Raw genomic sequence first — 23,969 nt, 5'->3', positions numbered from 1 at the left:
AAATCCCTGGAGGGGTACCCCACTGCGCCACAACCCGATGGATTGAGCTGCAGCAAGGATACTGTCCATACTTCCGTACGCCCACGGCATCACCTTCCCCTCGAAGGTAATGGAAAAGCTCCGCACCTCTGCCGACAGCAGGACGACAATCCCCCTCGGTCGGATGTAGCCTCAGCGGTCCCGAACCGAGAGTATCCATGCTGAGACGGCGGCGAGATGAAGCCCGCTTCGATCCCATTCCTCTCGGCGATGCGCCGAATCGCCGGAGCGAGGTCGCCAAGTTCAACGAGATCGGCGTAAAATGCGGAGCTAATAAAGTTTGAGACATCGGGCTCATTGGGGTGAACAGGAACACCCTTTACGTGCCCAAGTCCCCTCTTCGGGGGTGCCGACCTCAGCCGTTCGTTCGGCTCTGTCGAACCACCGGGTGCCCCTGCCCGCTTTTGGCGGGCCGACGTCCCCTAGGTTGTCGGCCGTGCCGGGTAGCACCGTTCCTCCGGCAGCAACCGCGCCGCCGCCTCGTCCCGCCCCTCCCGCACCAGCTCATGGATCTCCCGGGCCAGCGGCGTGACATCGCGGATCGACACCGTCCACTCGTCCGCGTAACGCCCCGACGCCTCGCCCGCGAGGCCGAGTTGGAGGGAGCGGTACGGGAGGCGGTTCAGGTGGAGGTCGCGTTCGGGGTCCCACTGGACGCGGGCCGGGGCACGGCGCAGGGCGCGTTGCCAGGTGGCGAGGTCCGGGTGCACGTCCCGTTCGTAGTGCGACAGTTCGGCGTTCGCCAGCGCCCAGTCGAAGCCCTCGCGGGTGATCTCTACGGCCAGGACCGTCTCCTGGCCCTCCTTCAGGGCCCAGCCGCAGCGGTACATCATCCACAGGAAGCTGGGCTTGATCCATGTCATGCGGTCCCGCTTCCAGGCGGGCGGGAAGCGTCCGTCGCGGGCGGCGGGGAGGCCGAGGGACGGGGTGTATGCCTGGTAGACGGTGATGGTGGTGTCGGTGTGGAGGGCGCGGATCTGCTGCTGGGGCGGGGTCGGTGGGGTCGGTTGGGTCATGTGGACATCCCAGCACCGGTGGTCCGCGGGGCGCGAACGGGTTTCCGGTTCCCGTGTCCTTGTCATCCGCGGGCCCTGACATTCGTCATACGGAGGTCAGGACACCCGGCTCTGCCGCGCACCGGGGCCGGGCGGCCAGTCTGTACGTATCGAGAGCGGGAGCCGCGAGGGCGCCGCCGATACGGGAGGAACCCGTCATGAGCAGCCCGGCCGCCGCTGTCACCGCACCTGTCGCCGACGCTCAGGTCGTCGCCGTTCCGTTCTCGCCGCGCAGGGCGATGCTGGAGAGCCTGGCGCCGTTGCTCGTGGATGTGGCGGTGCCGCTCGTCTCGTACTACGTGCTGAAGGCCGCGGGCCTGGGCACGTTCGGGGCGCTGGCCTGGAGCAGTGTGGTGCCGGCGCTGCGGACCGTGTGGGGGGTGGCGCGGGAGCGGCGGCTCAACGCCCTTGCGGCACTGATGGTGGCGGTCAACGCGGTCGGGCTGCTGCTGAGTCTGGTGGCGGGTGACCCGCGGTTGATGCTGCTCAAGGACAGTGGGGTGAGCAGCACGATCGGGCTGGTGATCCTGGTGTCCGCGCTGCGGGGGCGGCCGATGATGACGGCCGGTCTGCGGCCGTGGCTGACCCGGGGCGAGGTGGCCAAGTCCGCTGCCTGGCAGCGGCTTTCCACCGGGCCGGACGACTCGTTCCGGCGGGCCGAGACGCGGTTCTCGGTGGTGTGGGGTGTGGCGCTGCTCGGTGAGTGCGCGGTGCGGGCCGTGGGCGCGTACACCGTGCCGGTCGAGACGATGGTGTGGGGCGGCCAGGTGGTCCTGGTGGCCGCGATGCTGATCGCGTTCGTCGTCTCGGGGCGGACCGCGGTCGTTCCGATGGAGCGGATGATCGAGGAGGCGGCCGGCGCGGAGCGCTGAGCGGCCGGACCTGAACCACTGCAGGGCCGCCTCCCGGGGGAGCGGCCCTGCAGTCGCGTGCTGGATCAGTGGTTGCTGGGGAAGCCCAGGTCGACGCCGGCCGGGGCGTCGGCCGGGTCCGGCCAGCGGGTGGTGGTGACCTTGCCGCGGGTGTAGAAGTGCACGCCGTCGTTGCCGTAGATGTGGTGGTCGCCGAAGAGCGAGTCCTTCCAGCCGCCGAAGGAGTGGTAGCCCACCGGCACCGGGATCGGAACGTTGATGCCGACCATGCCGGCCTCGATCTCCAGCTGGAAGCGGCGTGCCGCGCCGCCGTCGCGGGTGAAGATCGCCGTGCCGTTGCCGAACGGCGAGGCGTTCATCAGCGCGACGCCCTCCTCGTACGTGTCGACGCGCAGCACGCACAGGACCGGGCCGAAGATCTCGTCCTTGTACGCGTCCGAGTCGGTGGAGACGTTGTCGAGGAGGGAGAGGCCGATCCAGTGGCCGTCCTCGAAGCCCTCGACCGTGTGGCCGGTGCCGTCTAGGACGACGTCGGCGCCCTGGGCCGCGGCGCCGGTCACGTAGGAGGCGACCTTGTCGCGGTGGGCGGCGGTGATCAGCGGGCCCATCTCGGACGTCGGGTCGTTGCCGGGGCCGATCTTGATCTTCTCGGCGCGGTCCTTGATCCGGGCGACCAGGTCGTCGGCGACGGAGCCGACCGCGACGACCGCGGAGATGGCCATGCAGCGCTCACCGGCGGAGCCGTACGCGGCGGAGACGGCGGCGTCGGCGGCGGCGTCGAGGTCCGCGTCGGGCAGCACCAGCATGTGGTTCTTCGCGCCGCCGAGCGCCTGGACGCGCTTGCCGTTGGCGGAGGCGGTGGCGTGGATGTGGCGGGCGATCGGGGTGGATCCGACGAAGGAGACGACGGAGACGTCCGGGTGGTTCAGCAGGCCGTCGACGGCGATCTTGTCACCGTGCAGGACGTTCAGCACGCCGTCCGGCAGACCGGCCTCGGAGGCCAGTGCGGCAAGGAGGTTGGCGGCCGACGGGTCCTTCTCGCTCGGCTTGAGGACGAAGGTGTTGCCGCAGGCGATGGCGAGCGGGAACATCCACATCGGAACCATGGCCGGGAAGTTGAACGGCGTGATGCCGGCGACGACACCGATCGACTGGCGGATCGAGGAGACGTCGACCTTCGTCGAGACCTGGGTGGACAGCTCGCCCTTGAGCTGGGTGGTGATGCCGCAGGCCAGCTCGACGATCTCCAGACCGCGGGCGACCTCACCGAGCGCGTCCGAGTGCACCTTGCCGTGCTCGGCGGTGATCAGCGCGGCGATCTCGTCCCGGTGGGCGTCCAGCAGCGCGCGGTAGCGGAAGAGGACCGCCGTGCGGGCGGACAGCGAGGATGTGCCCCATGTCGCGTACGCGTCCTTCGCGGCGGCCACCGCGGCGTCGACCTCGTCCGGGGAGGCGAGCGCGACCTGTGTCGTGACGGCGCCTGTGGCCGGGTCGGTGACCGGGCCGTAGTTGCCCGACGCACCCTCGACGGTCTTGCCACCGATCCAGTGGTTGACGGTCTTCATGCTGTGACTCCTTCAGAGGTGGCGGCGTCGGTCGGCGAGGTGACGTTCGTACTCTTCCCGGGCTCCTACCGCCGACGGGCGAGTGGCCGTTTCGGCTACGGGAACATCCCACCACGCCTGTGCCGGAGGGGGGCCCGACACTGTGTCTGCCGTTTCGGTCTCGACGTAGACACAAGTGGGGCGGTCGGCGGTACGTGCTTGGGCGAGGGCTTCACGCAGGTCACGCACGGTCCCGGCGCGCAGCACCTGCATGCCGAGGGAGGCGGCGTTCGCCGCGAGATCGACGGGGAGCGGCGGTCCGGTGAAGCCGCCGTCCGGCGCCCGGTGGCGGTAGGCCGTCCCGAAGCGTTCGCCGCCGGTGGAGTCGGAGAGTCCGCCGATCGACGCGTACCCGTGGTTCTGCAGGATGACCAGTTTGACCGGGAGCCCCTCCTGCACCGCGGTGACGATCTCGGTCGGGTTCATGAGGTAGGTGCCGTCGCCTACGAGCGCCCAGACCGGTCGGCCGGGGGCGGCCAGCTGGACACCGATCGCGGCGGGGATCTCGTATCCCATGCAGGAGTAGCCGTACTCGACGTGGTACTGCCGCGATGACCGGGTCCGCCAGAGTTTGTGCAGGTCACCGGGGAGCGAGCCGGCCGCGTTGATCAGGATGTCGTCGTCGGTGACCAGCTCGTCGAGGAGGCCGAGTACCTGGGCCTGGGTGGGACGGGCGTCCGGGTCGGGGGTGGCGTACGCGGCGTCGACACGCTGTTCCCAGGCCGCCTTGGCGTCGGTGTACTCCCTCTCGTACGCGGCTTCGGTGCGGTGGCCTTCGTCTCCGGTCAGCGCGGAGGTGAGCGCTTCGAGCGATGTGCGGGCGTCGGCGACGAGCGGGAGCGCGGCGAGTTTGTGGGCGTCGAAGCCGGTGACGTTGAGGTTGAGGAAGCGGACCGCCGGGTTCTCGAAGAGGGTGGCGGACGCGGTCGTGAAGTCGCTGTAGCGGGTGCCGATGCCGATGACCAGGTCGGCGGTGCGCGCCAGGTTGTCGGCGGTGGCGGTACCGGTGTGGCCGATGCCGCCGACGTCGGCGGGGTGGTCGTGGCGCAGGGAGCCCTTGCCCGCCTGGGTGGAAGCGACGGGGATGCGGGTGGCGGCGGCGAACCCGGCCAGGGCGTCCTCGGCCGCGCTGTGCCGGACTCCGCCGCCTGCCACGATCAGCGGCCGGCGGGCGGCCCGTACCGCCGCTGCCGCCCGGTCGAGCTCGTCCGGGTCGGGTGCCTGCCTGCGTACGTGCCAGACGCGTTCTTCGAAGAACTCCTCGGGCCAGTCGTACGCCTCGGCCTGCACGTCCTGCGGCAGCGCGAGCGTGACGGCACCGGTCTCCGCCGGGTCGGTGAGGACCCGCACGGCCCGCAGCGCGGCCGGAATCAGCGCCTCGGGGCGGGAGATCCGGTCGAAGTAGCGGGAGACGGGCCGCAGACAGTCGTTGACGGAGACATCGCCGTCGGACGGTGCCTCCAACTGCTGGAGTACGGGGTCGGCGGGGCGGGTCGCGAAGGTGTCGCCGGGCAGCAGCAGGACCGGGAGGTGGTTGATGGTGGCGAGGGCGGCGCCGGTGACGAGGTTGGTGGCGCCGGGGCCGATGGAGGTGGTCACGGCGTGCGTGGAGAGCCGGCCGGACTGGCGGGCGTATCCGACCGCGGCGTGCACCATGGCCTGCTCGTTGCGGCCCTGGAGGTAGGGCATGCCGGCCCCGCTCTCCAGGAGCGCCTGGCCGATGCCCGCGACGTTGCCGTGGCCGAAGATCCCCCAGGTGGCGCCGATCAGCCGCTGGCGGCTGCCGTCGCGTTCGGTGTACTGCCGGGCGAGGAAGGCCACCAGCGCCTGGGCGGTGGTGAGCCGGCGGGTGCGGGGCGGTACGGGGGGCCTGCGCGTGGTCATGCGTGCGCCTCCGGTCCGTAGAACGGCAGTCGCGGGTCCATGGGCTGTGCCGGCCAGGTGTCGCGGATCCAGCCGTGGTCGGGGTGGTCGCGGATCAGCCACTGCCGCTCCTCCCCCGGGCCCGCCATGACGTTGAGGTAGTACAGCGTGCGGCCGGGCGGGGCGATCGACGGGCCGTGCCAGCCGTCCGGGATGAGGACCGTGTCGCCGGTGCGGACCTCGGCCAGGACGTCCGTACCGCCGGGGCGGGACGGGGACACCCGGTGGTAGCCGACTCCGTCGTCCGCCACCTCGAAGTAGTAGATCTCCTCCAGCACGGATTCCTCGCCGGGGTGGTGCTCGTCGTGCTTGTGCGGCGGGTAGGAGGACCAGTTGCCGCCGGGTGTGAGGACCTCGACGGCGATCAGCCGGTCGCACTCGAAGGTGTCGGCTGCGGCGAAGTTGTTGACCTGGCGGGAGCAGTTGCCGGAGCCGCGCAGCTCGACGGGTACCTCCGGCGCGGGGCCGTAGCGAGCGGGGAGTCGTCGCTCGCACTTCGCTCCTGCCAGGGCGAAGCGGCCGCCTGCGCCGGAGGCGATCTGTGCATGGGCGTCACGCGGTACGTACGCGAAGTCGGATACCCCGCTGAACACGCTTTTCCGGCCCAGCAGTTCAAAGATCTCATCTGAGATGTGCACCGTACAGGCACCCGTCAACGGCAGCACGATCCACTCGCTCTCTCCGGTGACAAGTGTGTGAACACCTCCCGGTTCGAGCTCCACCACACGCAGGGCGGACCGTTCCCAGCCGGCCCTCTCCGGGTCGACGTCCAGGGCGTAGGGACCACCTGCCGTGCTGCCGGCGGGCAGGTGGTGCCTCGGTTCTCCGTGCATCGTCATGCTCCTTCCCTACCCGTCTCCCTACCCGTCTCCCGGCCACTCGCCGGACCCGTTTCCCCGCCCGTCTTCCTCTCCCTCGCCCGACCCGTTTCCGTGCCCGTCGCGCCCGGTTCGAGCAGTGATACGGCGGTGTCGACCGCGGCGGCCACGTCTCCGTCGGACGGGTAGAGCAGCGACCGGCCCACCACGAGACCCCGTACGGTCGGCAGCCGCAGGGCGGTGCGCCACCTCTCGTACGCGGCGTCCTGGTCCTCGCCCACCTCGCCGCCCAGCAGCACGGCGGGCAGTGTGGAGCTCTCCATGACCCGCGCCATGTCCTCGGGCTTCTCGGTGACGGGAACCTTGAGCCAGGTGTACGCGGAGGTGCCGGCGAGTCCCGAGGCGATGGCGATGGACGTGCTCACCGCTGCCGCGCTCAGGTCGTTGCGGACCTTGCCGCCGGTGCGGCGGCACAGGAACGGTTCGACGAAGACAGGAAGCCGGTGCGCTGCCATCGCGTCGATCGCGCGGGCGGTGGTGTGCATCGTGTCGAGGGAGCCCGGATCGTGGTAGTCGATCCGCAGCAGGAGCTTGCCCGCGTCGAAGCCGAGCCGGGCGAGGTCCTCGGGGCGGTGGCCGGTGAACCGGTCGTCGAGCTCGAAGGCGGCCCCGGCAAGTCCGCCCCGGTTCATCGAGCCGATGACGACCTTGTCCTCCAGGGCACCCAGGAGCAGCAGGTCGTCGAGGATGTCGGCGGTGGCGAGGACTCCGTCGACGCCGGGCCTGGAGAGCGCCAGACAGAGCCGGTCCAGCAGCTCGAACCGGTTGGCCATGGCGAGTTCGCGCTCGCCGACGGCCAGCGAGCCGCGGGCCGGGTGGTCGGCGGCGATGATCATCAGCCGCCCGCCGCTGCCGACGAGCGGCCGTCTGCGGCGCCGGGCCGCGCTCTCGGCCACGGCCTCGGGGTGGTGCATGCGCAGCTGCACGAGATCGGAGAGGGAGGAGGCCGGGGCCGTCATGAGGCCGCTCCGGAATCGGTTGGGGTGATGCGGGCGCCGGAGCGTGGCACGTCGGCCGGTGGGGTCGTGGCCGTGACGGCGCCCGCGGCCAGGGCCTCTTCGACTTCGTGCGGGAACGGCATCGCGGAGGAGCAGGCGAGCCTGGACGCGACGATGGCGCCCGCCGCGTTGGCGTAGCGCATCACGCGGGCGGTCTCCCAGCCGGCGAGCAGTCCGTGGCAGAGCGCGCCGCCGAACGCGTCGCCGGCGCCGAGGCCGTTGACCACCTCGACGGGCAGCGGCGGGACATCGGCGACCGTGCCGTCGCGGTGGACCGCGAGGACGCCGCCGGGCCCCTGCTTGACGACGGCGAGTTCGGCCCCGGCGGCGAGGAGGGCGCGGGCCGCCGCGTACGGTTCGCGTTCGCCGGTCGCGATCTCGCACTCGTCGAGGTTGCCGACGGCGACGGTCGCGTGTGCGAGCGCCTCGCGGTAACGCGCGGATGCGACGGGGTGGGGCGAGGGGCCGGTCCGGTGAGGTGTCGGATCGGTACGGCGGGGCGGGGAGCCGGCCTCGTGCGGCGGGGTATCGGTCGGGCGGGGTGTGGGGTCGGCCGGGTGGGGCGGGGAGCCGGCCTCGTGCGACGGGGCGTCGGGCCCGGTGCCCGGTGGCGAGCCGGCCTCGTCCGGCGCGGCGTCCCAGAACATCGGGCGCCAGTCGAGGTCGAACACCGTGATGCCCGAACGGTTTCTGGCCCGCAGCGCGGCGAGCGTCGCCGAACAGCTGGGTTCGGCACACAGCCCGGTGCCGGTCATCCAGAAGACCCGGGCGGACCTGACGGCCTCCAGGTCCAGTTCCGCCGCACGGATCTCCAGGTCGGGGGCCTTGGGCTGCCGGTAGAAGTAGAGCGGGAAGTCGTCGGGCGGGAAGATCTCGCAGAAGGTGACCGGGGTCGGGTACTCGGCGACCGCCGTCACCCATCGGTCGTCCACCCCGAACTCCTTGAGCTGCTGGTGGAGGTACTCCCCGAACGCGTCCTGCCCCGTGCGGGTCACCACCGCGGCGCGTCGGCCGAGGCGGGCCGCCGCGACGGCCACGTTGGTGGGTGAACCGCCGAGGAACTTCCCGAAGGCGTCGACCCGGGCGAGCGGCAGACCCGTCTGCAGCGGGTAGAGGTCCACTCCGATCCGGCCCATGGTGATCACGTCGTACGGCTCAGGCATCTGTATCCCTTCGACGGCCCGCACGGCAGCCGGCCGACCGCAACTGCCGCCCCCGGTCTAACTCCTCCCCACAACGCTGTCAATGATTGGTCCGGACATACGGACTAATGCTTGACACCCGTCTCCCGGGGTGGTGACGCTTGACCGCATGACCTCCTCCGCATCCGCTCCGGCCCGCATCCGCATCGGCTCCGCGCCCGACTCGTGGGGGGTGTGGTTCCCCGACGATCCGCAGCAGGTCCCCTGGCACCGGTTCCTCGACGAGGTCTCCGCGGCGGGTTACGAATGGATCGAGCTCGGCCCGTACGGCTACCTCCCGACCGATCCGGCCCGCCTCGCCGACGAGACCCGCAGCCGCGGGCTCACCGTTTCCGCCGGCACCGTTTTCACCGGATTGCACCACGGCCCGGGGGTCTGGGAACGGACCTGGGCGCATGTCGCCGACATCGCGGCACTCACCCGGGCGATGGGCGCCGACCATCTCGTGGTGATCCCGTCGTTCTGGCGCGACGACAAGACGGGCGAGGTCATCGAGGACCGCACGCTCACTGCGGAACAGTGGAGCGACCTCACCACCCAGACGGAGCGGCTGGGACGTGAGGTGCGGGACCGCTTCGGTCTGCGCATCGTCGTCCACCCGCACGCGGACACCCATATCGACACCGAGGAGAACGTCAGCCGCTTCCTCGACGCCACCGACCCGGAGCTGGTCTCGCTCTGCCTCGACACCGGGCACTACGCCTACTGCGGCGGCGACAGCGTCAAGCTGATCGAGACCTACGGGGAGCGGATCGGCTATCTGCACCTCAAGCAGGTCGATCCGGAGGTCCTGGCCGAAGTGGTCGCGAACGGGGTGCCGTTCGGCCCCGCCGTGGCACGCGGTGTGATGTGCGAACCGCCGGGCGGAGTCCCGGCCCTGGAACCCGTGCTGGAGGCGGCGCGGCGGCTGGATGTCGACCTGTTCGCGATCGTCGAGCAGGACATGTATCCGTGCCCGCCCGACAAACCGCTCCCCATCGCCCGCCGCACCCGGGAATTCCTGCGCTCCTGCGGCGCCCCGCGGCAGAACCCCTGACACGCCGAGCCCTCCTGGAAAGTGACGTGACGGCGGTACGCGGTGTTGTGCTCGGTGAGAAGCCGGGGCTCGGTCACCGCCGCACCCCGGCACCGCCCCCACACCCCACGAGGAGCAACTCATCGTGATCCGCAAGACGCTGCCGTTCCGCCGGGCGGCCGGGGCCTCGGCCCTCGCCGCACTCGCCCTGGCCACCGCACTCGCCGTGGCCCCGGGCGCCACGGCCGACGAGAGCAACGCACCCCCGGCCGGCTCCAGCCCGGTCTGCGCCTTCTACGACGGCGACGGGCTGACCGCCTTCGGCGAGCAGGGCGACCGGGTCTCCCAGGTGCAGTGCATGCTGGCCAACCGGCGCTACCTTCCGTGGGAGGCGGTGAACGGCAGCTTCGACACCCGGACCCTCGCCGCCGTACAGCGCTTCCAGGCCGAGCACCCGCCGCTCGTACCGGACGGGCTCGTCGGCCCGGGCACCTGGTCGGCGCTCTGGCACGCCTGACGTCCTCGGCCCGATCCGTCCCGCACCGCGCCCCGGCGCATCGGACTACTCGGGGCCCGGAGCGGGGTTCGAGTCCCGGCCCCGGGGCGGGGCGCCGAAACGGGCCAGGCAGTGCCAGACCTTCTTCAGCGACTGCGTAGCGTACCGGCCCGTGCGGGCGGCGTCCCCGATGATCCGGGGGTCGAGCAGCCCGCCCCGGGAGATCTCCACCCCGAGGTCGACGATCTCCTGGCCCCGGTAGTCCGCGTGACGGCGCAGCTCGGTCACTGTCAGACGGAACCCGGCATGCCACTCCGTGCGGCAGGGCAGCCGACGGGCGGCCTCCTCCACGGCGGTGCCGCGGTAGCTCGGGTCGAGGACAAGTGCCTCCGGATGACGGTCGAGCAGGACCGGGCCGTGCACCTGCGCCTCGATGTAGTCGTCGAGGGCGTCCTGACTGTCGGCCTCCGCCAGCTCGATGAGCGCCATCCGGTCGGCGACTCCGAAGTCCGAGGGCTCGGCGGCGCTGTCCGGGTAGCAGAACGTGGCACGCTCCAGCACCTCCGCGGTCAGCCGGAAGTGCGCCGAGCCGAAGCGTGGCGCTGCCCCGACCTCCTGACGCCGGAAGTTCAACGCCCCGTACACCGGGCGCTGCTCACCGGCCGCGCCGTCGTACGCGCCCCCGAAGATCCGGCTCTCCCAGCGCCACCGGTCACCGCCAGGATGGGCCGTCAGTCCGCCGTTACTGGTGCCGGTGACGAACTGCGACCGGTAGACACCGTCCCGCTCGAGCTCGGCCAGGATCGGGCGCCCGCCCACCATCCGGTCCGGATGGAAGTTCAGCGTCAGCGCTACGGAGCGGTCCATCGGCTGCCCGGAGGAGAGCGCGGCCACGTGCCGCAGGGCCCGCACCATCGCCGGGGTCGGCGGGGATGCTGGAGGCGACGAGACCGGTACGGGTGACGGGAGCGGCGCGGGCGACAGCGGGACCTGCGGCGGCGACAGCGGCGCGGGCGGCGAATCAGCGGTCATCGGCGCAGTCTGGCAGAACGCCGCCGTCCGTCGCCTCCGGTTTAACCGGCGTCCGGTCCCGCCTCCTGGACCGCCTCGGCGTCCTTCGACAGGTTCACCGCCTGGAGCAGGCTCAGCCCCCGCTCGGCCGTGCGCAGGGCCTTGATCCCGGCCACGGCGCGGGCCGGTCCCTCGTACCCCGCCGATGCCATCCGTCGCAGCGCCCAGCGGCCGCGCAGCTCCGCGTCCGGCACATCGCCGGCCTCGGCCGCGACGGCCAGGGCCCTTTCCAGACCGGGACGCTCCTCGGCCGGTGCGGTGTCCAGAGCCCTCCGGAGCGCGGCGCTGATGTCGTCCGCCTCGCGCAGTACGAGCACGGTCATGTCCTGCTTCCCGAAAACGGTCATGGAGTGATCTTGCCCGGAGCAGGCTTCGGTATCACCGGAGTTGAGACACATCTGAGGTGGGGACCACCGGCTCGCGGCGCGCGCTCCGTACGCGACCCCCCGGCCTCAACACGCTCAACACGCCCAATGACCTCAATTACCTCAATGACCTCAATGCACTCCTTCTGTCACGGAGATCACCTCCTCGTCACACATATCTCCATTACGCGGGTTTTCCGTCACAGGCGCTCGACAGCCCCTGCCCGTGTCCCGCTGCCGTCGTTCACCGGACACAGGCTGAGTGATCGTCAGCGTCCGTTCCGCAGCTCCCCCGACGGCCCCCAGGCTGCCGCTGCGGTGCAGAGAGGTGTCACTTATGACGGACAGAAGGCTCTGGTCCTACAAGGACATTGCCGCGCACATCCGGGTGCAGCCGGACACCGTACGCTCCTACCGCAAACACGGTCTCCTTCCGCCACCGGACCACGTCGAGAGCGGTAAGCCCTACTGGTACGCGGACACCATCCGCGCCTGGGTCGCCGCCCGCCCCGGAAACCGGGGCCGCCGCGACTGAGCCCCGCCGGAGCCCCGGGGGGTCAGCGCGCGGGTTCGATGACCGTCACTCCGGCCCCCCGCGCGGCGCCCATCGCCGCGAGCGCCGCCGGGGCCGCGTCCAGCCCGATGGTGGAGGTCACCAGCAGGTCGGGGCGCAGGCTGCCGGACCGGACCATGTCCATCATCGGCGGGTAGGCGTGCGCGGCCATTCCGTGACTGCCCAGGAGCTCCAGCTCGAGCCCGATCACCCTCGCCATCGGCACAACCGGGTCACCGGCCGCCGTCGGGAGCAGCCCGACCTGCACATGACGCCCCTGGCGGCGCAGGCTCCCGACGGAGGCGGCGCAGGTGAGCGGCGATCCGAGGGCGTCCAGCGACAGGTGGGCCCCGCCGCCAGAGAGTTCACGTACCGCCTCACCCGCGCCTTCCGGGTACGCGGAGGCGTCCACGCACTCCACCGCGCCGAACCTACGGGCCAGCCGCAGGGCGTCGGGCGAGACATCCACCGCGATCACCCGGGCACCGCAGGCCACCGCGATCATCACGGCAGAGAGCCCGACCCCGCCGCAGCCGTGCACCGCGACCCATTCGCCCGGCGCCACCCGGCCCCGGGCCACCACGGCCCGGAACGCCGTGGCGAACCGGCAACCCAGACCGGCGGCCGTGCCGAACGCCATCCCGTCGGGAACGGGGACCAGATTCACGTCGGCCTGTTCCAGTGCGACGAACTCGGCGAACGAACCCCAGTGGGTGAACCCGGGCTGGGTCTGCCGCTCGCAGACCTGCTGGGCCCCGGCGGCGCAGGCGGAGCAGTGGCCGCAGGCGCAGACGAAGGGGACGGTGACGCGGTCGCCGGGGCGGTGGTTGACGACGTCCTTGCCCACCGCCTCGACCACACCGGCCAGTTCATGGCCGGGCACATGCGGGAGGGTGATGTCGGGATCGTGGCCCATCCAGCCGTGCCAGTCGCTGCGGCACAGCCCGGTCGCCTCGACCCGGACCACCGCTCCCTGGCGCGAGGGGCTGGGATCCGCCACGTCCTGGACCCGGGCTTCCGTCCCGAACTCCTCGAACACCACTGCCCTCATATGCCCCGCCCTTCGCCCGCGCCCCGTCCTCCGGACGACCGAATCTACGCCCGCCGACCTACGTATCCGCCTACGTGACGCCGGTCCACTCCTCCCCAGCCGGGGCCGCTCCCCCTCAGGGTCCGCTCCTCCCCCTCAGGGTCCGCTCCTTCACCGTCCGGGCCCGCTCCCCAGTCCGCTCCGCCTCGTCCGGGCCCTTGAGCTACGTTCCGCTGGTGATTCTGTCCCTGTCGTCGGCGGACTCCGTTATTTCCTTCGTCGTCTCCTCCGGCTCCCCGGACTCCGGCGTTTCCCCGGCCTCCGGCCGGGCGGATTCCCCTTCGCTCAGGCCGAACCTTCGGTGGAAAGCCCGCAGTGGTGCCGGGGCCCACCACGTCACCCGGCCCATCAGCTTCATCACGGACGGAACCAGCAGGCTGCGCACGACCATGGCGTCCATCAGGACGGCCAGCGCGATGCCCAGGCCGAGCATCTTGGTGTTGGTCACCCTGGACGTACCTATCGCGACCATCACCACGGCCAGGATCACGGCCGCCGCGGTGATCAGCCCGCCGGTGTGCCGCAGCCCGAACGTGACCGATCGCTCGTGATCGCCCGTCCGGTCGTACTCCTCCTTGATCCGGGAGAGCAGGAACACCCCGTAGTCCATGGAGAGCCCGAAGGCGACGCAGAACATCAGAACGGGCAGCGTCGTCTCTATGTCTCCGGTGCTGGTGAAGGAGAGCAGTCCGGAAAGGTGCCCGTCCTGGAAGACCCAGACGACCGCCCCGAACATCGCCGTGAGGCTCAGGGCATTGAGCACGACCGCCTGGAGGGGGATCAGCACGCTTCCGGTGAGCAGGAAGACCAGGAGCAGCGTCACCACCGCGATGATGCCCACCGCCCACGGCAGGCGGTCCGCTATGGCGGCCTTCGAGTCGACCAGTACGGCCGCCGTCCCGGTCACCGATGTGTCGAAGGGGGCGGGCTCGGCCCGGAGGTCCTTCACGAGCCGCTGAGACCGCTCCCCCACCGTCTCCTCCTTCGGAAGCACGCTGAAGTAGGCCGAATCTCCCTCGACGACCGGGCCGTCGACCCGCAGGGCGCCGGGAAGCGCTGCGATCCTGCTGCGGTACTCGGCGTACTGGGTGGGTGTGGCGGGCCCTTCGGCGAGGACTTCCAGCCCTCCGCCGGGGCTGCCGGGGAAACCGTCCCTGATGTGCTGCTGGACCACGCGCGACTCGGCGGACGCAGGCAGCTGGCGGTCGTCCGCGGTTCCGAACTTCACGCCCAGGAACGGCAGTCCGAGCAGCACAAGCCCGACGCTCGTGACGACGGCGAAGAGCGGCGCCCTGCGCATCACCAGCGCGGCGAACCGGCCCCACCCTCTGCCGGAATCCGCTGCGGCGGCGGAGGATTCGGCTCCTCCTCTGCGCAGCAGCCTGCGCAGGTCCAGGGAGTTGACCCGCGGGCCGAGCAGCATCAACGCGGCCGGGAGGAGGATGAGCGCGGCGGCGGCGGCGAGCAGCACCACGGCTATTCCGGCGTAGGCGAACGAGCGCAGGAAGTACTGCGGGAAGACCAGCATCGCGGCGAGCGAGACCGCGACCGTCAGCGCGGAGAACAGCACCGTCCGCCCCGCGGTGCGCAGCGTCGCGCCCACCGCATCGCGGACCTCTCTACCGGCCGCGAGCTCCTCACGGAACCGGCGGACGATGAACAGGGCGTAGTCGATGGCGAGTCCGAGGCCGAGGGCCGTGGTGAGGTTCTGGGCGAAGACCGAGACATCGGTGAATTCGGTGATGCCGCGCAGCACGGCGTTGGTGCCCAGGATCGCGACGATGCCGACACCCAGCGGCAGCAGGGCCGCGATCGCGCTGCCGAAGACCATGACGAGCAGCACGAGCGTGACCGGCAGGGCGATCATCTCGGCCCGCAGCAGATCGTCCTGGATGATCGTCTGCATCTCGTGCCGTACCGCGACGGGGCCGCCGATCGAGACGTCCACCGGGCCGTGCGTGCCGCGGTACGCCGGAGCGAGCCGGTCAAGCACCTCCCCCGTGGCCTTGTCGTCGCCCTCGATCCGGGCCGCGATCAGGGCCTGTCCGCCGTCCTCGGCACGCAGCGCGGGTGACTTGGTCTGCCAGTACGAGCCGACACCCGTGACGTTCTTCTCGGCGGCCAGCCGCTCGGTGAGGCGCGCGGCCTCGGCGGCCACGGCGGGCGCGTCGACGGAGGCGTCGCCGCTGTCCAGGAGGAGCAGCAGATTCGGCTGGGAGGCAGGAAACTCGCGCTCCAGCGCCTGGGTCGTGTAGGTCGATTCGGCATCCGGGGACTCCCAGCCGCCGCTGCCCATCCGGTCCGCGACACCGCTGCCGGCGAAGACCGCGAGCGCCGTGATCACCAGGGCTGCCAGCAGTGCGAGCCGTGGCCGTGCGGTGACGAATCGGGTCCAGCCCCCGAGGCGCTCCGGGCCGTTGACTTGAGGCATGGTGCGGTGTCCTCTTTCCCCCGGATCCAGGCGCACGGGCGGCGGCACGAGGCGGCCGGACAGGGCAGCATGGATCAGTCGTTGCCACATACACTGGCAAACACGAGTACTCGCTCGTGTTTCACAAGAATGCGAGTGGGCACTCGTGTTTGTCAACCGCGCTCGAAAGCTGGGGATAACCGTGTCGGAGGCCAGAACCGAAGGCACAGGAGACGCCGGGGCCACGTCGGCCACAGAAGGCCCGGGAGGGACGGAGGTCCCGGCGGGCACACGGCGAACAGAAGACGGAGCGCGAACACAAGACGGAGCGCGAACAGAAGGCGCAGGGCGCACGGAAGGCGCACCGGCGGTCGCGAGCGGTGCGGCAACCCCCGCCCCCGCCCGGCCGCGCCGTCGCCAAGCCCGGGGCGAGGCGCGCATCGCCCAGCTCCTCAGGGCCGCCGCGAGCGTCTTCTGCACATCCGGCTACACCGCCGCGAGCACCAACGCCATCGCCCGGGAGGCCGGGGTGTCACCCGGCACGCTCTACCAGTTCTTCCCCAACAAGGAAGCCATCGCGGTCGAGCTCGGCGACCAGCTCCTGAGCCGCTGGCAGGAGACGTACGGGGCCGCGTTCCTCCCCAGCCATCTGGAACTCCCGCTGGACCGGCTGCTCGACGCCACCCTGGACCCGCTCATCGCTTTCAACTGCGAGAACCCGGCCTTCACCGTCCTGATGCACGGCTCCGAGATCCCCGGGGTGATCACGCAGGACCACGACGCCGTCCACACGACGATGCTCAGCCGGGTCGAGACGATCCTCGCGGGCTACCTCCCCGACGCGCCCCCCGCCGAGGTCACCCGCAGCGCCACGATGATCTTCACCCTCTTCAAGGCGGGACTGGACGTGATCATGGCGCACGAGGGGGCCGAGCGGGAGGCCTACATCAAGGAGCTCAAGACCGCCCTCTTCCGCTATCTCGAACCGATGGTGTGCGACGAGACCGCCCCCAGCGCTCCGCCGAATGGCCGATAGCGGTCGGGGGCCGCTCGCATTTATACCCCCTAGGGGTATAGTCTCGTGAGTGTGGAGGCGCACCGGCCTTCCCGGAACCCTCCTGGGCCGCAGGCTCCACACCCATTTGTGCTCGTCGAAGAGGAGAACACGATGACCGCCGAGACCCAGCTCCCCCAGGCGACCGGCTCCTGCTGCTCGCCCAGTGGCTCCTGCCACGACGGAGCCGACGCCGACGCGCAGCAGGGCGGTGTGACCACGGTCTACCGGGTGACCGGCATGACCTGCGGCCACTGCGAGGGCGCGGTCTCCCAGGAGATCGCCGAGATCGACGGCGTCACCTCGGTGAAGGCCGTGGCGTCCACCGGTCAGGTGACGGTGACCTCCCGGTCCCCGCTGGACGAGGAGACCGTGCGCGCCGCCGTCGACGAGGCCGGCTACGAGCTCGCCACCGGCCAGGCCTGAGCACCCCGGGACCGCTTCCCGCACCACCCTCACCGCCGGGCCGGACCGACCAGCAGATACTGGTGGGGTACGGCCCGGTCGGCGTTTCAGGAGTTCGGACATGCACAGCGCGACAGAGACCGAGACCCCGGCGGCGGAGAGCTCACAGGCCGAGCTCACGATCGGCGGGATGACCTGCGCCTCGTGCGCGGCCCGCGTCGAGAAGAAGCTGAACCGGATGGACGGGGTCAGCGCCACCGTCAACTACGCCACCGAGAAGGCCCGCGTCTCCTTCGGCCCGGGGACGGGCCTCGCCGACCTGATCGCCACGGTCGAGAAGACGGGCTACACGGCAGAGCCCGTGCACCGCCCGGCACCGGCGGCGCCGACACCGGCAACGCCACCGGAACCGGCACCGGAGGCCCCGAGCCCCGCCGCCGCCTCGACCACTCCGGAAGCGACGGCCGCCCCCTCCGCCCCGTCCGCGTCCGAAACCACAACCACCCCCGGCGCTCCCGACACCCCCGAGCCCTCCACCGGCGCCCTCACCGCCCTCGCGTCGCTTCGTCAGCGGCTCGTCGTCTCGGCGGTCCTCGCCGCCCCCGTCGTCGTGCTCGCGATGATCCCGGCCCTCCAGTTCGACAACTGGCAGTGGCTCTCGCTCACTCTCGCCACACCCGTCGTCATCTGGGGCGGGCTCCCCTTCCACCGCGCGACCTGGACCAATCTCAGGCACGGCGCGGCCACCATGGACACCCTCGTCTCGGTCGGCACCCTGGCCGCCTTCGGCTGGTCCCTCTGGGCACTGTTCCTCGGCGACGCCGGGATGCCCGGCATGCGGCACGGCTTCGACTTCACCGTCTCGCGCACGGAGGGCTCCTCCACGATCTATCTGGAGGTGGCCGCCGGAGTCGTCACGTTCATCCTGCTCGGCCGCTACCTGGAGGCGAAGTCCAAGCGGAAGGCGGGTTCCGCGCTGCGGGCGCTGATGCATCTGGGCGCCAAGGACGTCGCGGTGCTGCGGAACGGCACAGAAGTGCGCGTCCCCGTCGACCGGCTGTCCGTGGGCGACCGCTTCGTGGTCCGGCCGGGCGAGAAGATCGCCACCGACGGCACGGTCGTCGAGGGTTCGTCGGCCGTGGACGCGTCCATGCTCACCGGCGAGTCCGTCCCGGTCGACGTGGGTACAGGCGATCCCGTCACCGGCGCCACCGTGAACGCCTCCGGCCGGCTGGTCGTCGAGGCGACCCGGGTCGGGGCCGACACCCAGCTGGCCCGGATGGCCCGGCTGGTCGAGGACGCGCAGAACGGCAAGGCCGAGGTGCAGCGCCTGGCCGACCGGATCTCCGCGGTCTTCGTCCCGGTGGTCCTGCTGATCGCCCTGGCCACCCTGGTCACCTGGCTCCTGGTCACGGACGACGTGACGGCCTCGTTCACCGCCGCGGTCGCCGTACTGATCATCGCCTGCCCCTGCGCCCTCGGACTCGCCACACCCACCGCCCTCATGGTCGGCACCGGACGCGGCGCCCAGCTCGGCATCCTCATCAAGGGACCCGAGGTCCTGGAGACCACCCGGCGCGTCGACACGATCGTCCTCGACAAGACCGGCACGGTCACCACCGGCAGGATGACCCTCCAGGCCGTCCACACCGCCCCCGGCACCACCCAGGAGGACGCGCTGCGTCTGGCCGGTGCCCTGGAACACGCCTCCGAACACCCCATCGCCCGGGCCGTGGCCACCGGAGCCGCCGAACGCGCCACCGGCCCCCTCCCCACCCCGGAGAACTTCACCAGCATCCCCGGCCTCGGCGTCCAGGGCGTCGTCGAAGGGCACAAGGTGCTCGTAGGCCGCCCCGCACTCCTGACGGACGCCGGAATAGACGTATCGGGGATGCTCTCCGACGCACTGACGGAATCCGCCGACCAGGGACGTACGGCGGTCACCGTCGCCTGGGACGGTGAGGCGCGGGGTGTCATCGAGGTCGCCGACGCGGTGAAGGAGTCCAGCGCGGCAGCCGTCGCCGAACTCCGCGCCCTCGGCCTGACACCGATTCTGCTGACCGGCGACAACCGGGCGGTGGCACATTCCGTGGCCCGCGCGGTCGGGATCGACGAGGTCGTCGCCGAGGTGCTTCCCGAGGAGAAGGCGCACGTCATCGAGCGGTTGCAAGCCGAAGGACGGGCGGTGGCGATGGTCGGCGACGGGGTCAATGACGCCGCCGCACTGGCCACCGCGGACCTCGGTCTGGCGATGGGCACGGGCACGGACGCGGCCATCGAAGCGAGCGATCTGACGCTCGTTCGTGGAGATCTCAAGGTGGCTGCCGATGCCATCCGGCTCTCCCGGCGTACCCTGGCCACCATCAGAGGCAACCTTTTCTGGGCATTCGGTTACAACGTTGCCGCTCTACCCCTTGCGGCATTTGGCCTGCTCAACCCTATGATTGCGGGAGCGGCGATGGCGTTCTCATCGGTCTTCGTCGTAACGAACAGCCTGCGCTTGCGGTCCTTCACCTAACGTCCACAAAGAGATCTAGATCACACTGGTTCAGGGGTAACCATTCGGTGGGTTCGCGAGTCTAAGAGTGCGATGCCAAAGGATGTCTTGGGGGACGTCCGACGGAGGGTCTTGGGGGACACTCCGGGCAAGCGTTGGCCGGGGCACGTGCACCGGGGAGCTTTGAGCGGCCCTCCCGTCGGTACGTACCCCGGCAGACCGCAGGCAGGCAGGCTGTACGAGAGGTAAGCGCAGGACACGCAGTACCGAGGAACCCAGGAGCTTCGGCTCCCACTGAACGCCCGGCCGGATCCCGTGGGGGGAATCCGCTCCGGGATATGGGAAGCGCCTCGCTGTCGGCCCGTGGGGGGATCGATGGCGAGGCGCTTCTCGCATGTACGGACAGCCTTCGGTTCACCGCCGCCCCGCCTCGTCCGGGAAAGCAAATCGCCCCGGACACCGCGCTCTGTGCGAAAGCGCGGCAGTCGGGGCGAAGGCAACCGGCCGAGAAGGCCCGGGGGTGGTGCGGGTGAAGCGAGTGACGCGGGTTGTGCTGGTGATGCCGGTCGTGCGGGGGTGTTGCGGGGTTCAGCGGCCCTCGACCGGGACGAAGTCGCGCAGGACCTCGCCGGTGTAGATCTGGCGCGGGCGGCCGATGCGGGAACCCGGTTCCTTGATCATCTCGTGCCACTGGGCGATCCAGCCCGGGAGCCGGCCGATGGCGAAGAGAACCGTGAACATCTCGCTCGGGAAGCCCATGGCCCGGTAGATCAGACCGGTGTAGAAGTCCACGTTGGGGTAGAGGTTGCGCGAGACGAAGTACTCGTCGGAGAGCGCGTGCTCCTCCAGCTTGAGCGCGATGTCGAGCAGCTCGTCGGACTTGCCGAGCGAGGACAGCACATCGTGGGCCGCGGCCTTGATGATCTTGGCGCGCGGGTCGAAGGACTTGTACACCCGGTGGCCGAAGCCCATCAGGCGGACGCCGTCCTCCTTGTTCTTCACCTTGCGGATGAAGGAGTCGACGTCGCCACCGTTGGCCTGGATGCCCTCGAGCATCTCCAGCACCGACTGGTTGGCGCCACCGTGCAGCGGGCCCCACAGCGCCGAGATACCGGCGGAGATCGAGGCGAACATGTTCGCCTGCGAGGAGCCGACCAGACGCACGGTGGAGGTCGAACAGTTCTGCTCGTGGTCCGCGTGCAGGATGAGCAGCTTCTCGAGCGCCGAGACGACGACCGGGTCCGGCACGTACTCCTGGGCGGGGACCGAGAAGGTCATGCGCAGGAAGTTCTCGACGTAACCGAGGTCGTTGCGCGGGTAGACGAACGGGTGACCGATCGACTTCTTGTACGCGTACGCCGCGATGGTCGGCAGCTTGGCCAGCAGCCGGATCGTCGAGAGGTGACGCTGCTCCTCGTCGAACGGGTTGTGGCTGTCCTGGTAGAACGTGGACAGCGCGCTGACGACCGAGGACAGCATGGCCATCGGGTGGGCGTCGCGCGGGAAGCCGTCGAAGAACCGCTTGACGTCCTCGTGCAGCAGCGTGTGCTGGGTGATCTCGTTCTTGAAGGCCGACAGTTCGTCGACCTTCGGAAGCTCACCGTTGATGAGCGTGTACGCGACCTCGAGGAACGTCGATTGCTCGGCGAGCTGCTCGATCGGGTAGCCGCGGTACCGCAGGATGCCCTGCTCGCCATCGAGGTAGGTGATGGCGGATTTATACGCAGCGGTGTTGCCGTACCCGCTGTCCAGCGTCACCAGGCCGGTGTTCGCCCGGAGCTTCCCGATGTCGAAGCCCTTGTCGCCGACGGTGCTGTCGATCACCGGGTAGGTGTACTCGTCATCGCCGTACCGCAGTACTACAGAGTTGTCGCTCACGTCATCCCTCACCGACGTAGTGCCTCTTCTTCGAGGTTCCCTGACTGTCTCACCCTCCCCCATTTGGCTCAGGAGAGTGCACTCGGGGTCGTCCATTGGACCTACTCGCGGCACTGAGTGCCGCGAACTTATTCATCCTGCCCCCTTGACTGCGGTTCCGGAAGACCTCCGTGATGTTTCCCACCGATTTGATCGATCATTTTTTCGGGGGATCCTCCTTCCGTACCTCCCCGCAGCCGGTAATCCAGCGCCGTACAACGCCTGCCTGCGGAAACCGTGCGGACCGCCTGCCCGATCGCCTGCCGGGACCCGACCAGCACGACAAGCTTCTTCGCCCTCGTCACAGCCGTGTACAGCAGGTTCCGCTGGAGCATCATCCAGGCGCTCTTGGTGACCGGGATGACGACGGCCGGGTACTCGCTGCCCTGGGAGCGATGGATCGTCATGGCGTAGGCGTGGGCCAGCTCGTCGAGCTCGTCGAAGTCGTACGTGATCTCCTCGTCCTCGTCGGTGAGGACGGTCAGCTTCTGCTCGTCCGGGTCCAGGGCGGTGACCACGCCGACCGTGCCGTTGAAGACGCCGTTCTCGCCCTTGTCGTAGTTGTTGCGGATCTGGGTGACCTTGTCGCCGACCCGGAACACCCGGCCGCCGAACCGCTTCTCGGGCAGATCCGGGCGAGCGGGTGTGATGGCCTGCTGGAGCAGCCCGTTGAGATGGCCCGCGCCCGCCGGACCGCGGTGCATCGGAGCGAGTACCTGCACGTCACGGCGGGGGTTCAGACCGAACTTCGCGGGGATGCGGCGGGCCGCGACATCGACCGCGAGCACGCCCGCGTCCTCGGTCTCGTCCTCCACGAAGAGGAAGAAGTCGCTGAGCCCCTGGGTGAGGGGCGGTACGCCGGAGTTGATCCGGTGGGCGTTGGTGACGACGCCGGACTGCTGGGCCTGGCGGAAGATCGTGGTCAGCCGGACGGCCGGAACGGGGCCGCCGTCGGCGAGCAGATCCCGCAGCACCTCGCCGGCGCCGACCGACGGCAGCTGGTCCACATCCCCGACGAGCAGCAGATGTGCACCGGGTGCCACCGCCTTGACCAGCTTGTTGGCGAGCAGCAGATCGAGCATCGACGCCTCGTCCACGACGACCAGATCGGCGTCCAGCGGACGGTCCCGGTCGTACGCGGCGTCGCCGCCCGGCTTCAGTTCGAGCAGCCGGTGCACGGTGGAGGCCTCGGCCCCGGTCAGCTCGGAGAGCCGCTTCGCGGCCCGGCCGGTGGGCGCCGCCAGCACCACCTTGGCCTTCTTGGCGCGGGCCAGCTCCACGATGGAACGGACGGTGAACGACTTACCGCAGCCGGGGCCGCCGGTCAGCACGGCGACCTTCCGGCTGAGCGCGAGCCGCACGGCGGCCTCCTGCTCGGGCGCCAGCTTGGCTCCCGTACGGCCCGCGAGCCACTTCAGGGCCTTGTCCCAGTCCACGTCGCCGAAGGCCGGCATCCGCTCATCCGGCGTCCGCAGCAGCCGCCGCACCTGGGCGGCGAGGGCGATCTCGGCACGGTGGAAGGGCACCAGGTAGACGGCGGTGACCGGCTCACCGCCCTCGGGCGACGGCACCTTCTCCCGTACGACACCCTCCGGGTCATCGGCCAGTTCGGCCAGGCACTCGATGACCAGTCCCGTGTCGACCTGGAGCAGCTTCACCGCGTCGGCGATCAGCCGCTCCTCGGGGAGGAAGCAGTGCCCCTGGTCGGTGGACTGCGACAGCGCGTACTGGAGTCCGGCCTTGACCCGTTCCGGACTGTCGTGCGGGATGCCCACCGCCTGGGCGATCTTGTCGGCCGTGAGGAAGCCGATGCCCCAGACGTCCGCGGCCAGCCGGTAGGGCTGGTTCTTCACGACGGAGATCGAGCCGTCCTCGTACTTCTTGTAGATACGGACGGCGATGGACGTCGAGACGCCGACACCCTGGAGGAAGACCATGACCTCCTTGATCGCCTTCTGTTCCTCCCAGGCGGCGGCGATCATCTTCGTCCGTTTCGGGCCGAGCCCGGGTACCTCGACCAGCCGTTTCGGCTCCTGCTCGATGATGTCTAGGGTGTCGACGCCGAAGTGGGTGGTGATCCGGTCGGCCATGACCGGGCCGATGCCCTTGATCAGCCCGGAGCCCAGGTAGCGGCGGATGCCCTGGATGGTGGCGGGGAGGATCGTCGTGTAGTTCTCGACGGTGAACTGCTTGCCGTACTGGGAGTGCGAACCCCAACGCCCTTCCATCCGCAGCGACTCGCCGGGCTGCGCGCCGAGCAGCGAGCCGACCACGGTGAGGAGGTCGTTGGCGCCGCGTCCGGTGTCGACGCGTGCGACCGTGTACCCGTTCTCCTCGTTGGCGTAGGTGATCCGCTCGAGTACGCCTTCGAGGACGGCCGTGTTCGACGTGGCGGACGTCGTGGTGGACCTGGTGGACATGGTCGTGACGGTACCCGGCGGCACTGACACCGGGCGGGCCGCACCGGAAACCGCAACGGCTCCCGCCGTGGCCGCCCCGGGTCCCCCGCCACCCGCGGGGGGGGC

General features: G+C 70.4%; 19 protein-coding genes. 7 read left to right on the top strand and 12 right to left on the bottom strand.

What is annotated here, in order from left to right; all coding sequences use genetic code 11:
- Window positions 1–461: 461 nt before the first annotated feature.
- Window positions 462–1,055 carry a DUF4291 domain-containing protein gene (locus ACFVJX_RS11855; RefSeq protein WP_384127180.1) on the bottom strand — a complete coding sequence of 198 codons (594 nt, stop codon included), beginning with the start codon at window positions 1,053–1,055 and terminating at the stop codon, window positions 462–464.
- A gap of 197 nt (window positions 1,056–1,252) precedes the next feature.
- Between ACFVJX_RS11855 and ACFVJX_RS11850 the strand changes: the two genes are divergently transcribed.
- Window positions 1,253–1,966 (top strand): VC0807 family protein, encoded by a 714-nt coding sequence (locus tag ACFVJX_RS11850; RefSeq protein WP_384127182.1) that lies wholly within the window; start codon window positions 1,253–1,255, stop codon window positions 1,964–1,966.
- Window positions 1,967–2,031: 65 nt separating this feature from the next.
- Here ACFVJX_RS11850 and mmsA read toward each other — a convergent pair whose 3' ends face one another.
- From mmsA to iolC, 5 genes are read right to left on the bottom strand one after another with little or no spacing between them, the layout of a single operon-like run.
- Window positions 2,032–3,531, bottom strand: a complete 1,500-nt coding sequence (mmsA, locus tag ACFVJX_RS11845) for a CoA-acylating methylmalonate-semialdehyde dehydrogenase (RefSeq protein WP_384127183.1) — start codon at window positions 3,529–3,531, stop codon at window positions 2,032–2,034.
- Window positions 3,532–3,543: 12 nt separating this feature from the next.
- Window positions 3,544–5,454, bottom strand: coding sequence for a 3D-(3,5/4)-trihydroxycyclohexane-1,2-dione acylhydrolase (decyclizing) (iolD, locus tag ACFVJX_RS11840; RefSeq protein ID WP_384127185.1), 1,911 nt, complete (start codon window positions 5,452–5,454; stop codon window positions 3,544–3,546).
- A complete protein-coding gene (iolB, locus tag ACFVJX_RS11835; RefSeq protein WP_384127186.1) occupies window positions 5,451–6,332 on the bottom strand; it encodes a 5-deoxy-glucuronate isomerase in 882 nt (293 codons plus the stop codon). Before iolB ends, iolD begins: the two co-directional genes overlap by 4 nt.
- Window positions 6,329–7,330: a deoxyribose-phosphate aldolase gene (locus ACFVJX_RS11830; RefSeq protein WP_384127187.1), complete on the bottom strand. Its 1,002-nt coding sequence runs from the start codon at window positions 7,328–7,330 to the stop codon at window positions 6,329–6,331. The genes iolB and ACFVJX_RS11830 overlap by 4 nt, the downstream gene beginning before the upstream one ends.
- Window positions 7,327–8,532 carry a 5-dehydro-2-deoxygluconokinase gene (gene iolC, locus ACFVJX_RS11825; protein WP_384127188.1) on the bottom strand — a complete coding sequence of 402 codons (1,206 nt, stop codon included), beginning with the start codon at window positions 8,530–8,532 and terminating at the stop codon, window positions 7,327–7,329. The genes ACFVJX_RS11830 and iolC overlap by 4 nt, the downstream gene beginning before the upstream one ends.
- Window positions 8,533–8,680: 148 nt before the next feature.
- On the opposite strand from iolC, the gene ACFVJX_RS11820 reads away from it, so the two are divergent.
- Both ACFVJX_RS11820 and ACFVJX_RS11815 read left to right on the top strand, forming a co-directional pair.
- Window positions 8,681–9,607, top strand: coding sequence for a sugar phosphate isomerase/epimerase family protein (locus ACFVJX_RS11820; protein ID WP_384127189.1), 927 nt, complete (start codon window positions 8,681–8,683; stop codon window positions 9,605–9,607).
- 124 nt (window positions 9,608–9,731) lie between these two features.
- Complete coding sequence (locus ACFVJX_RS11815) at window positions 9,732–10,103, top strand: peptidoglycan-binding protein (protein WP_384127190.1); 372 nt, start codon at window positions 9,732–9,734, stop codon at window positions 10,101–10,103.
- A gap of 45 nt (window positions 10,104–10,148) precedes the next feature.
- Here the strand turns inward: ACFVJX_RS11815 and ACFVJX_RS11810 are convergent, their stop codons facing one another.
- Both ACFVJX_RS11810 and ACFVJX_RS11805 read right to left on the bottom strand, forming a co-directional pair.
- On the bottom strand, window positions 10,149–10,976 hold the full coding sequence (locus ACFVJX_RS11810) for a DUF3626 domain-containing protein (protein ID WP_384127257.1): 828 nt from the start codon (window positions 10,974–10,976) through the stop codon (window positions 10,149–10,151).
- 179 nt (window positions 10,977–11,155) lie between these two features.
- On the bottom strand, window positions 11,156–11,500 hold the full coding sequence (locus tag ACFVJX_RS11805; protein ID WP_384127191.1) for a hypothetical protein: 345 nt from the start codon (window positions 11,498–11,500) through the stop codon (window positions 11,156–11,158).
- A gap of 355 nt (window positions 11,501–11,855) precedes the next feature.
- Here ACFVJX_RS11805 and ACFVJX_RS11800 point away from each other — a divergent pair, with 355 nt between their 5' ends.
- The gene (locus ACFVJX_RS11800) at window positions 11,856–12,053 is read left to right on the top strand and encodes a helix-turn-helix transcriptional regulator (RefSeq protein WP_384127193.1); all 198 of its coding nucleotides are present in this window, start codon (window positions 11,856–11,858) and stop codon (window positions 12,051–12,053) included.
- A 22-nt stretch (window positions 12,054–12,075) separates the two neighbouring features.
- Here ACFVJX_RS11800 and ACFVJX_RS11795 read toward each other — a convergent pair whose 3' ends face one another.
- Both ACFVJX_RS11795 and ACFVJX_RS11790 read right to left on the bottom strand, forming a co-directional pair.
- Window positions 12,076–13,122 carry a zinc-dependent alcohol dehydrogenase family protein gene (locus tag ACFVJX_RS11795; protein ID WP_384127195.1) on the bottom strand — a complete coding sequence of 349 codons (1,047 nt, stop codon included), beginning with the start codon at window positions 13,120–13,122 and terminating at the stop codon, window positions 12,076–12,078.
- Window positions 13,123–13,324: 202 nt separating this feature from the next.
- Window positions 13,325–15,592 carry an MMPL family transporter gene (locus ACFVJX_RS11790; protein ID WP_384127196.1) on the bottom strand — a complete coding sequence of 756 codons (2,268 nt, stop codon included), beginning with the start codon at window positions 15,590–15,592 and terminating at the stop codon, window positions 13,325–13,327.
- A gap of 181 nt (window positions 15,593–15,773) precedes the next feature.
- Here ACFVJX_RS11790 and ACFVJX_RS11785 point away from each other — a divergent pair, with 181 nt between their 5' ends.
- From ACFVJX_RS11785 to ACFVJX_RS11775, 3 genes are all read left to right on the top strand, one after another.
- Window positions 15,774–16,607 carry a TetR family transcriptional regulator gene (locus ACFVJX_RS11785; RefSeq protein WP_384127198.1) on the top strand — a complete coding sequence of 278 codons (834 nt, stop codon included), beginning with the start codon at window positions 15,774–15,776 and terminating at the stop codon, window positions 16,605–16,607.
- A gap of 132 nt (window positions 16,608–16,739) precedes the next feature.
- Entirely contained in the window at window positions 16,740–17,051 is a 312-nt protein-coding gene (locus tag ACFVJX_RS11780; RefSeq protein ID WP_384127200.1) for a heavy-metal-associated domain-containing protein, read from the top strand.
- 100 nt (window positions 17,052–17,151) lie between these two features.
- Window positions 17,152–19,548: a heavy metal translocating P-type ATPase gene (locus ACFVJX_RS11775; protein WP_384127202.1), complete on the top strand. Its 2,397-nt coding sequence runs from the start codon at window positions 17,152–17,154 to the stop codon at window positions 19,546–19,548.
- Window positions 19,549–20,115: 567 nt separating this feature from the next.
- Here ACFVJX_RS11775 and ACFVJX_RS11770 read toward each other — a convergent pair.
- Together ACFVJX_RS11770 and ACFVJX_RS11765 are read right to left on the bottom strand one after the other, a co-directional pair.
- Window positions 20,116–21,405, bottom strand: a complete 1,290-nt coding sequence (locus ACFVJX_RS11770) for a citrate synthase (protein WP_384127203.1) — start codon at window positions 21,403–21,405, stop codon at window positions 20,116–20,118.
- A gap of 128 nt (window positions 21,406–21,533) precedes the next feature.
- Window positions 21,534–23,864 carry an ATP-dependent RecD-like DNA helicase gene (locus tag ACFVJX_RS11765; RefSeq protein ID WP_384127205.1) on the bottom strand — a complete coding sequence of 777 codons (2,331 nt, stop codon included), beginning with the start codon at window positions 23,862–23,864 and terminating at the stop codon, window positions 21,534–21,536.
- Between the last annotated feature and the right edge of the window lie 105 nt (window positions 23,865–23,969).

This window comes from Streptomyces sp. NPDC127177 (genome assembly GCF_042672475.1).
In the GTDB taxonomy this organism is placed as follows: Bacteria; Actinomycetota; Actinomycetes; order Streptomycetales; family Streptomycetaceae; genus Streptomyces.
The sequence above is the reverse complement of the archived record's forward strand: the minus strand, read 5'-3'. Positions and strand labels throughout refer to the sequence as shown.

Excerpts from the sequence above, each read along its gene's own strand:
- ACFVJX_RS11820 (WP_384127189.1), top strand. The coding sequence starts at position 8,681 with ATGACCTCCTCCGCATCCGCTCCGGCCCGCATCCGCATCGGCTCCGCG.
- ACFVJX_RS11830 (WP_384127187.1), bottom strand. The coding sequence starts at position 7,330 with ATGACGGCCCCGGCCTCCTCCCTCTCCGATCTCGTGCAGCTGCGCATG.
- ACFVJX_RS11795 (WP_384127195.1), bottom strand. The coding sequence starts at position 13,122 with ATGAGGGCAGTGGTGTTCGAGGAGTTCGGGACGGAAGCCCGGGTCCAG.
- iolB (WP_384127186.1), bottom strand. The coding sequence starts at position 6,332 with ATGACGATGCACGGAGAACCGAGGCACCACCTGCCCGCCGGCAGCACG.
- ACFVJX_RS11780 (WP_384127200.1), top strand. The coding sequence starts at position 16,740 with ATGACCGCCGAGACCCAGCTCCCCCAGGCGACCGGCTCCTGCTGCTCG.
- ACFVJX_RS11855 (WP_384127180.1), bottom strand. The coding sequence starts at position 1,055 with ATGACCCAACCGACCCCACCGACCCCGCCCCAGCAGCAGATCCGCGCC.
- ACFVJX_RS11775 (WP_384127202.1), top strand. The coding sequence starts at position 17,152 with ATGCACAGCGCGACAGAGACCGAGACCCCGGCGGCGGAGAGCTCACAG.
- ACFVJX_RS11765 (WP_384127205.1), bottom strand. The coding sequence starts at position 23,864 with ATGTCCACCAGGTCCACCACGACGTCCGCCACGTCGAACACGGCCGTC.
- iolD (WP_384127185.1), bottom strand. The coding sequence starts at position 5,454 with ATGACCACGCGCAGGCCCCCCGTACCGCCCCGCACCCGCCGGCTCACC.
- mmsA (WP_384127183.1), bottom strand. The coding sequence starts at position 3,531 with ATGAAGACCGTCAACCACTGGATCGGTGGCAAGACCGTCGAGGGTGCG.
- ACFVJX_RS11790 (WP_384127196.1), bottom strand. The coding sequence starts at position 15,592 with ATGCCTCAAGTCAACGGCCCGGAGCGCCTCGGGGGCTGGACCCGATTC.
- iolC (WP_384127188.1), bottom strand. The coding sequence starts at position 8,532 with ATGCCTGAGCCGTACGACGTGATCACCATGGGCCGGATCGGAGTGGAC.
- ACFVJX_RS11805 (WP_384127191.1), bottom strand. The coding sequence starts at position 11,500 with ATGACCGTTTTCGGGAAGCAGGACATGACCGTGCTCGTACTGCGCGAG.
- ACFVJX_RS11850 (WP_384127182.1), top strand. The coding sequence starts at position 1,253 with ATGAGCAGCCCGGCCGCCGCTGTCACCGCACCTGTCGCCGACGCTCAG.
- ACFVJX_RS11800 (WP_384127193.1), top strand. The coding sequence starts at position 11,856 with ATGACGGACAGAAGGCTCTGGTCCTACAAGGACATTGCCGCGCACATC.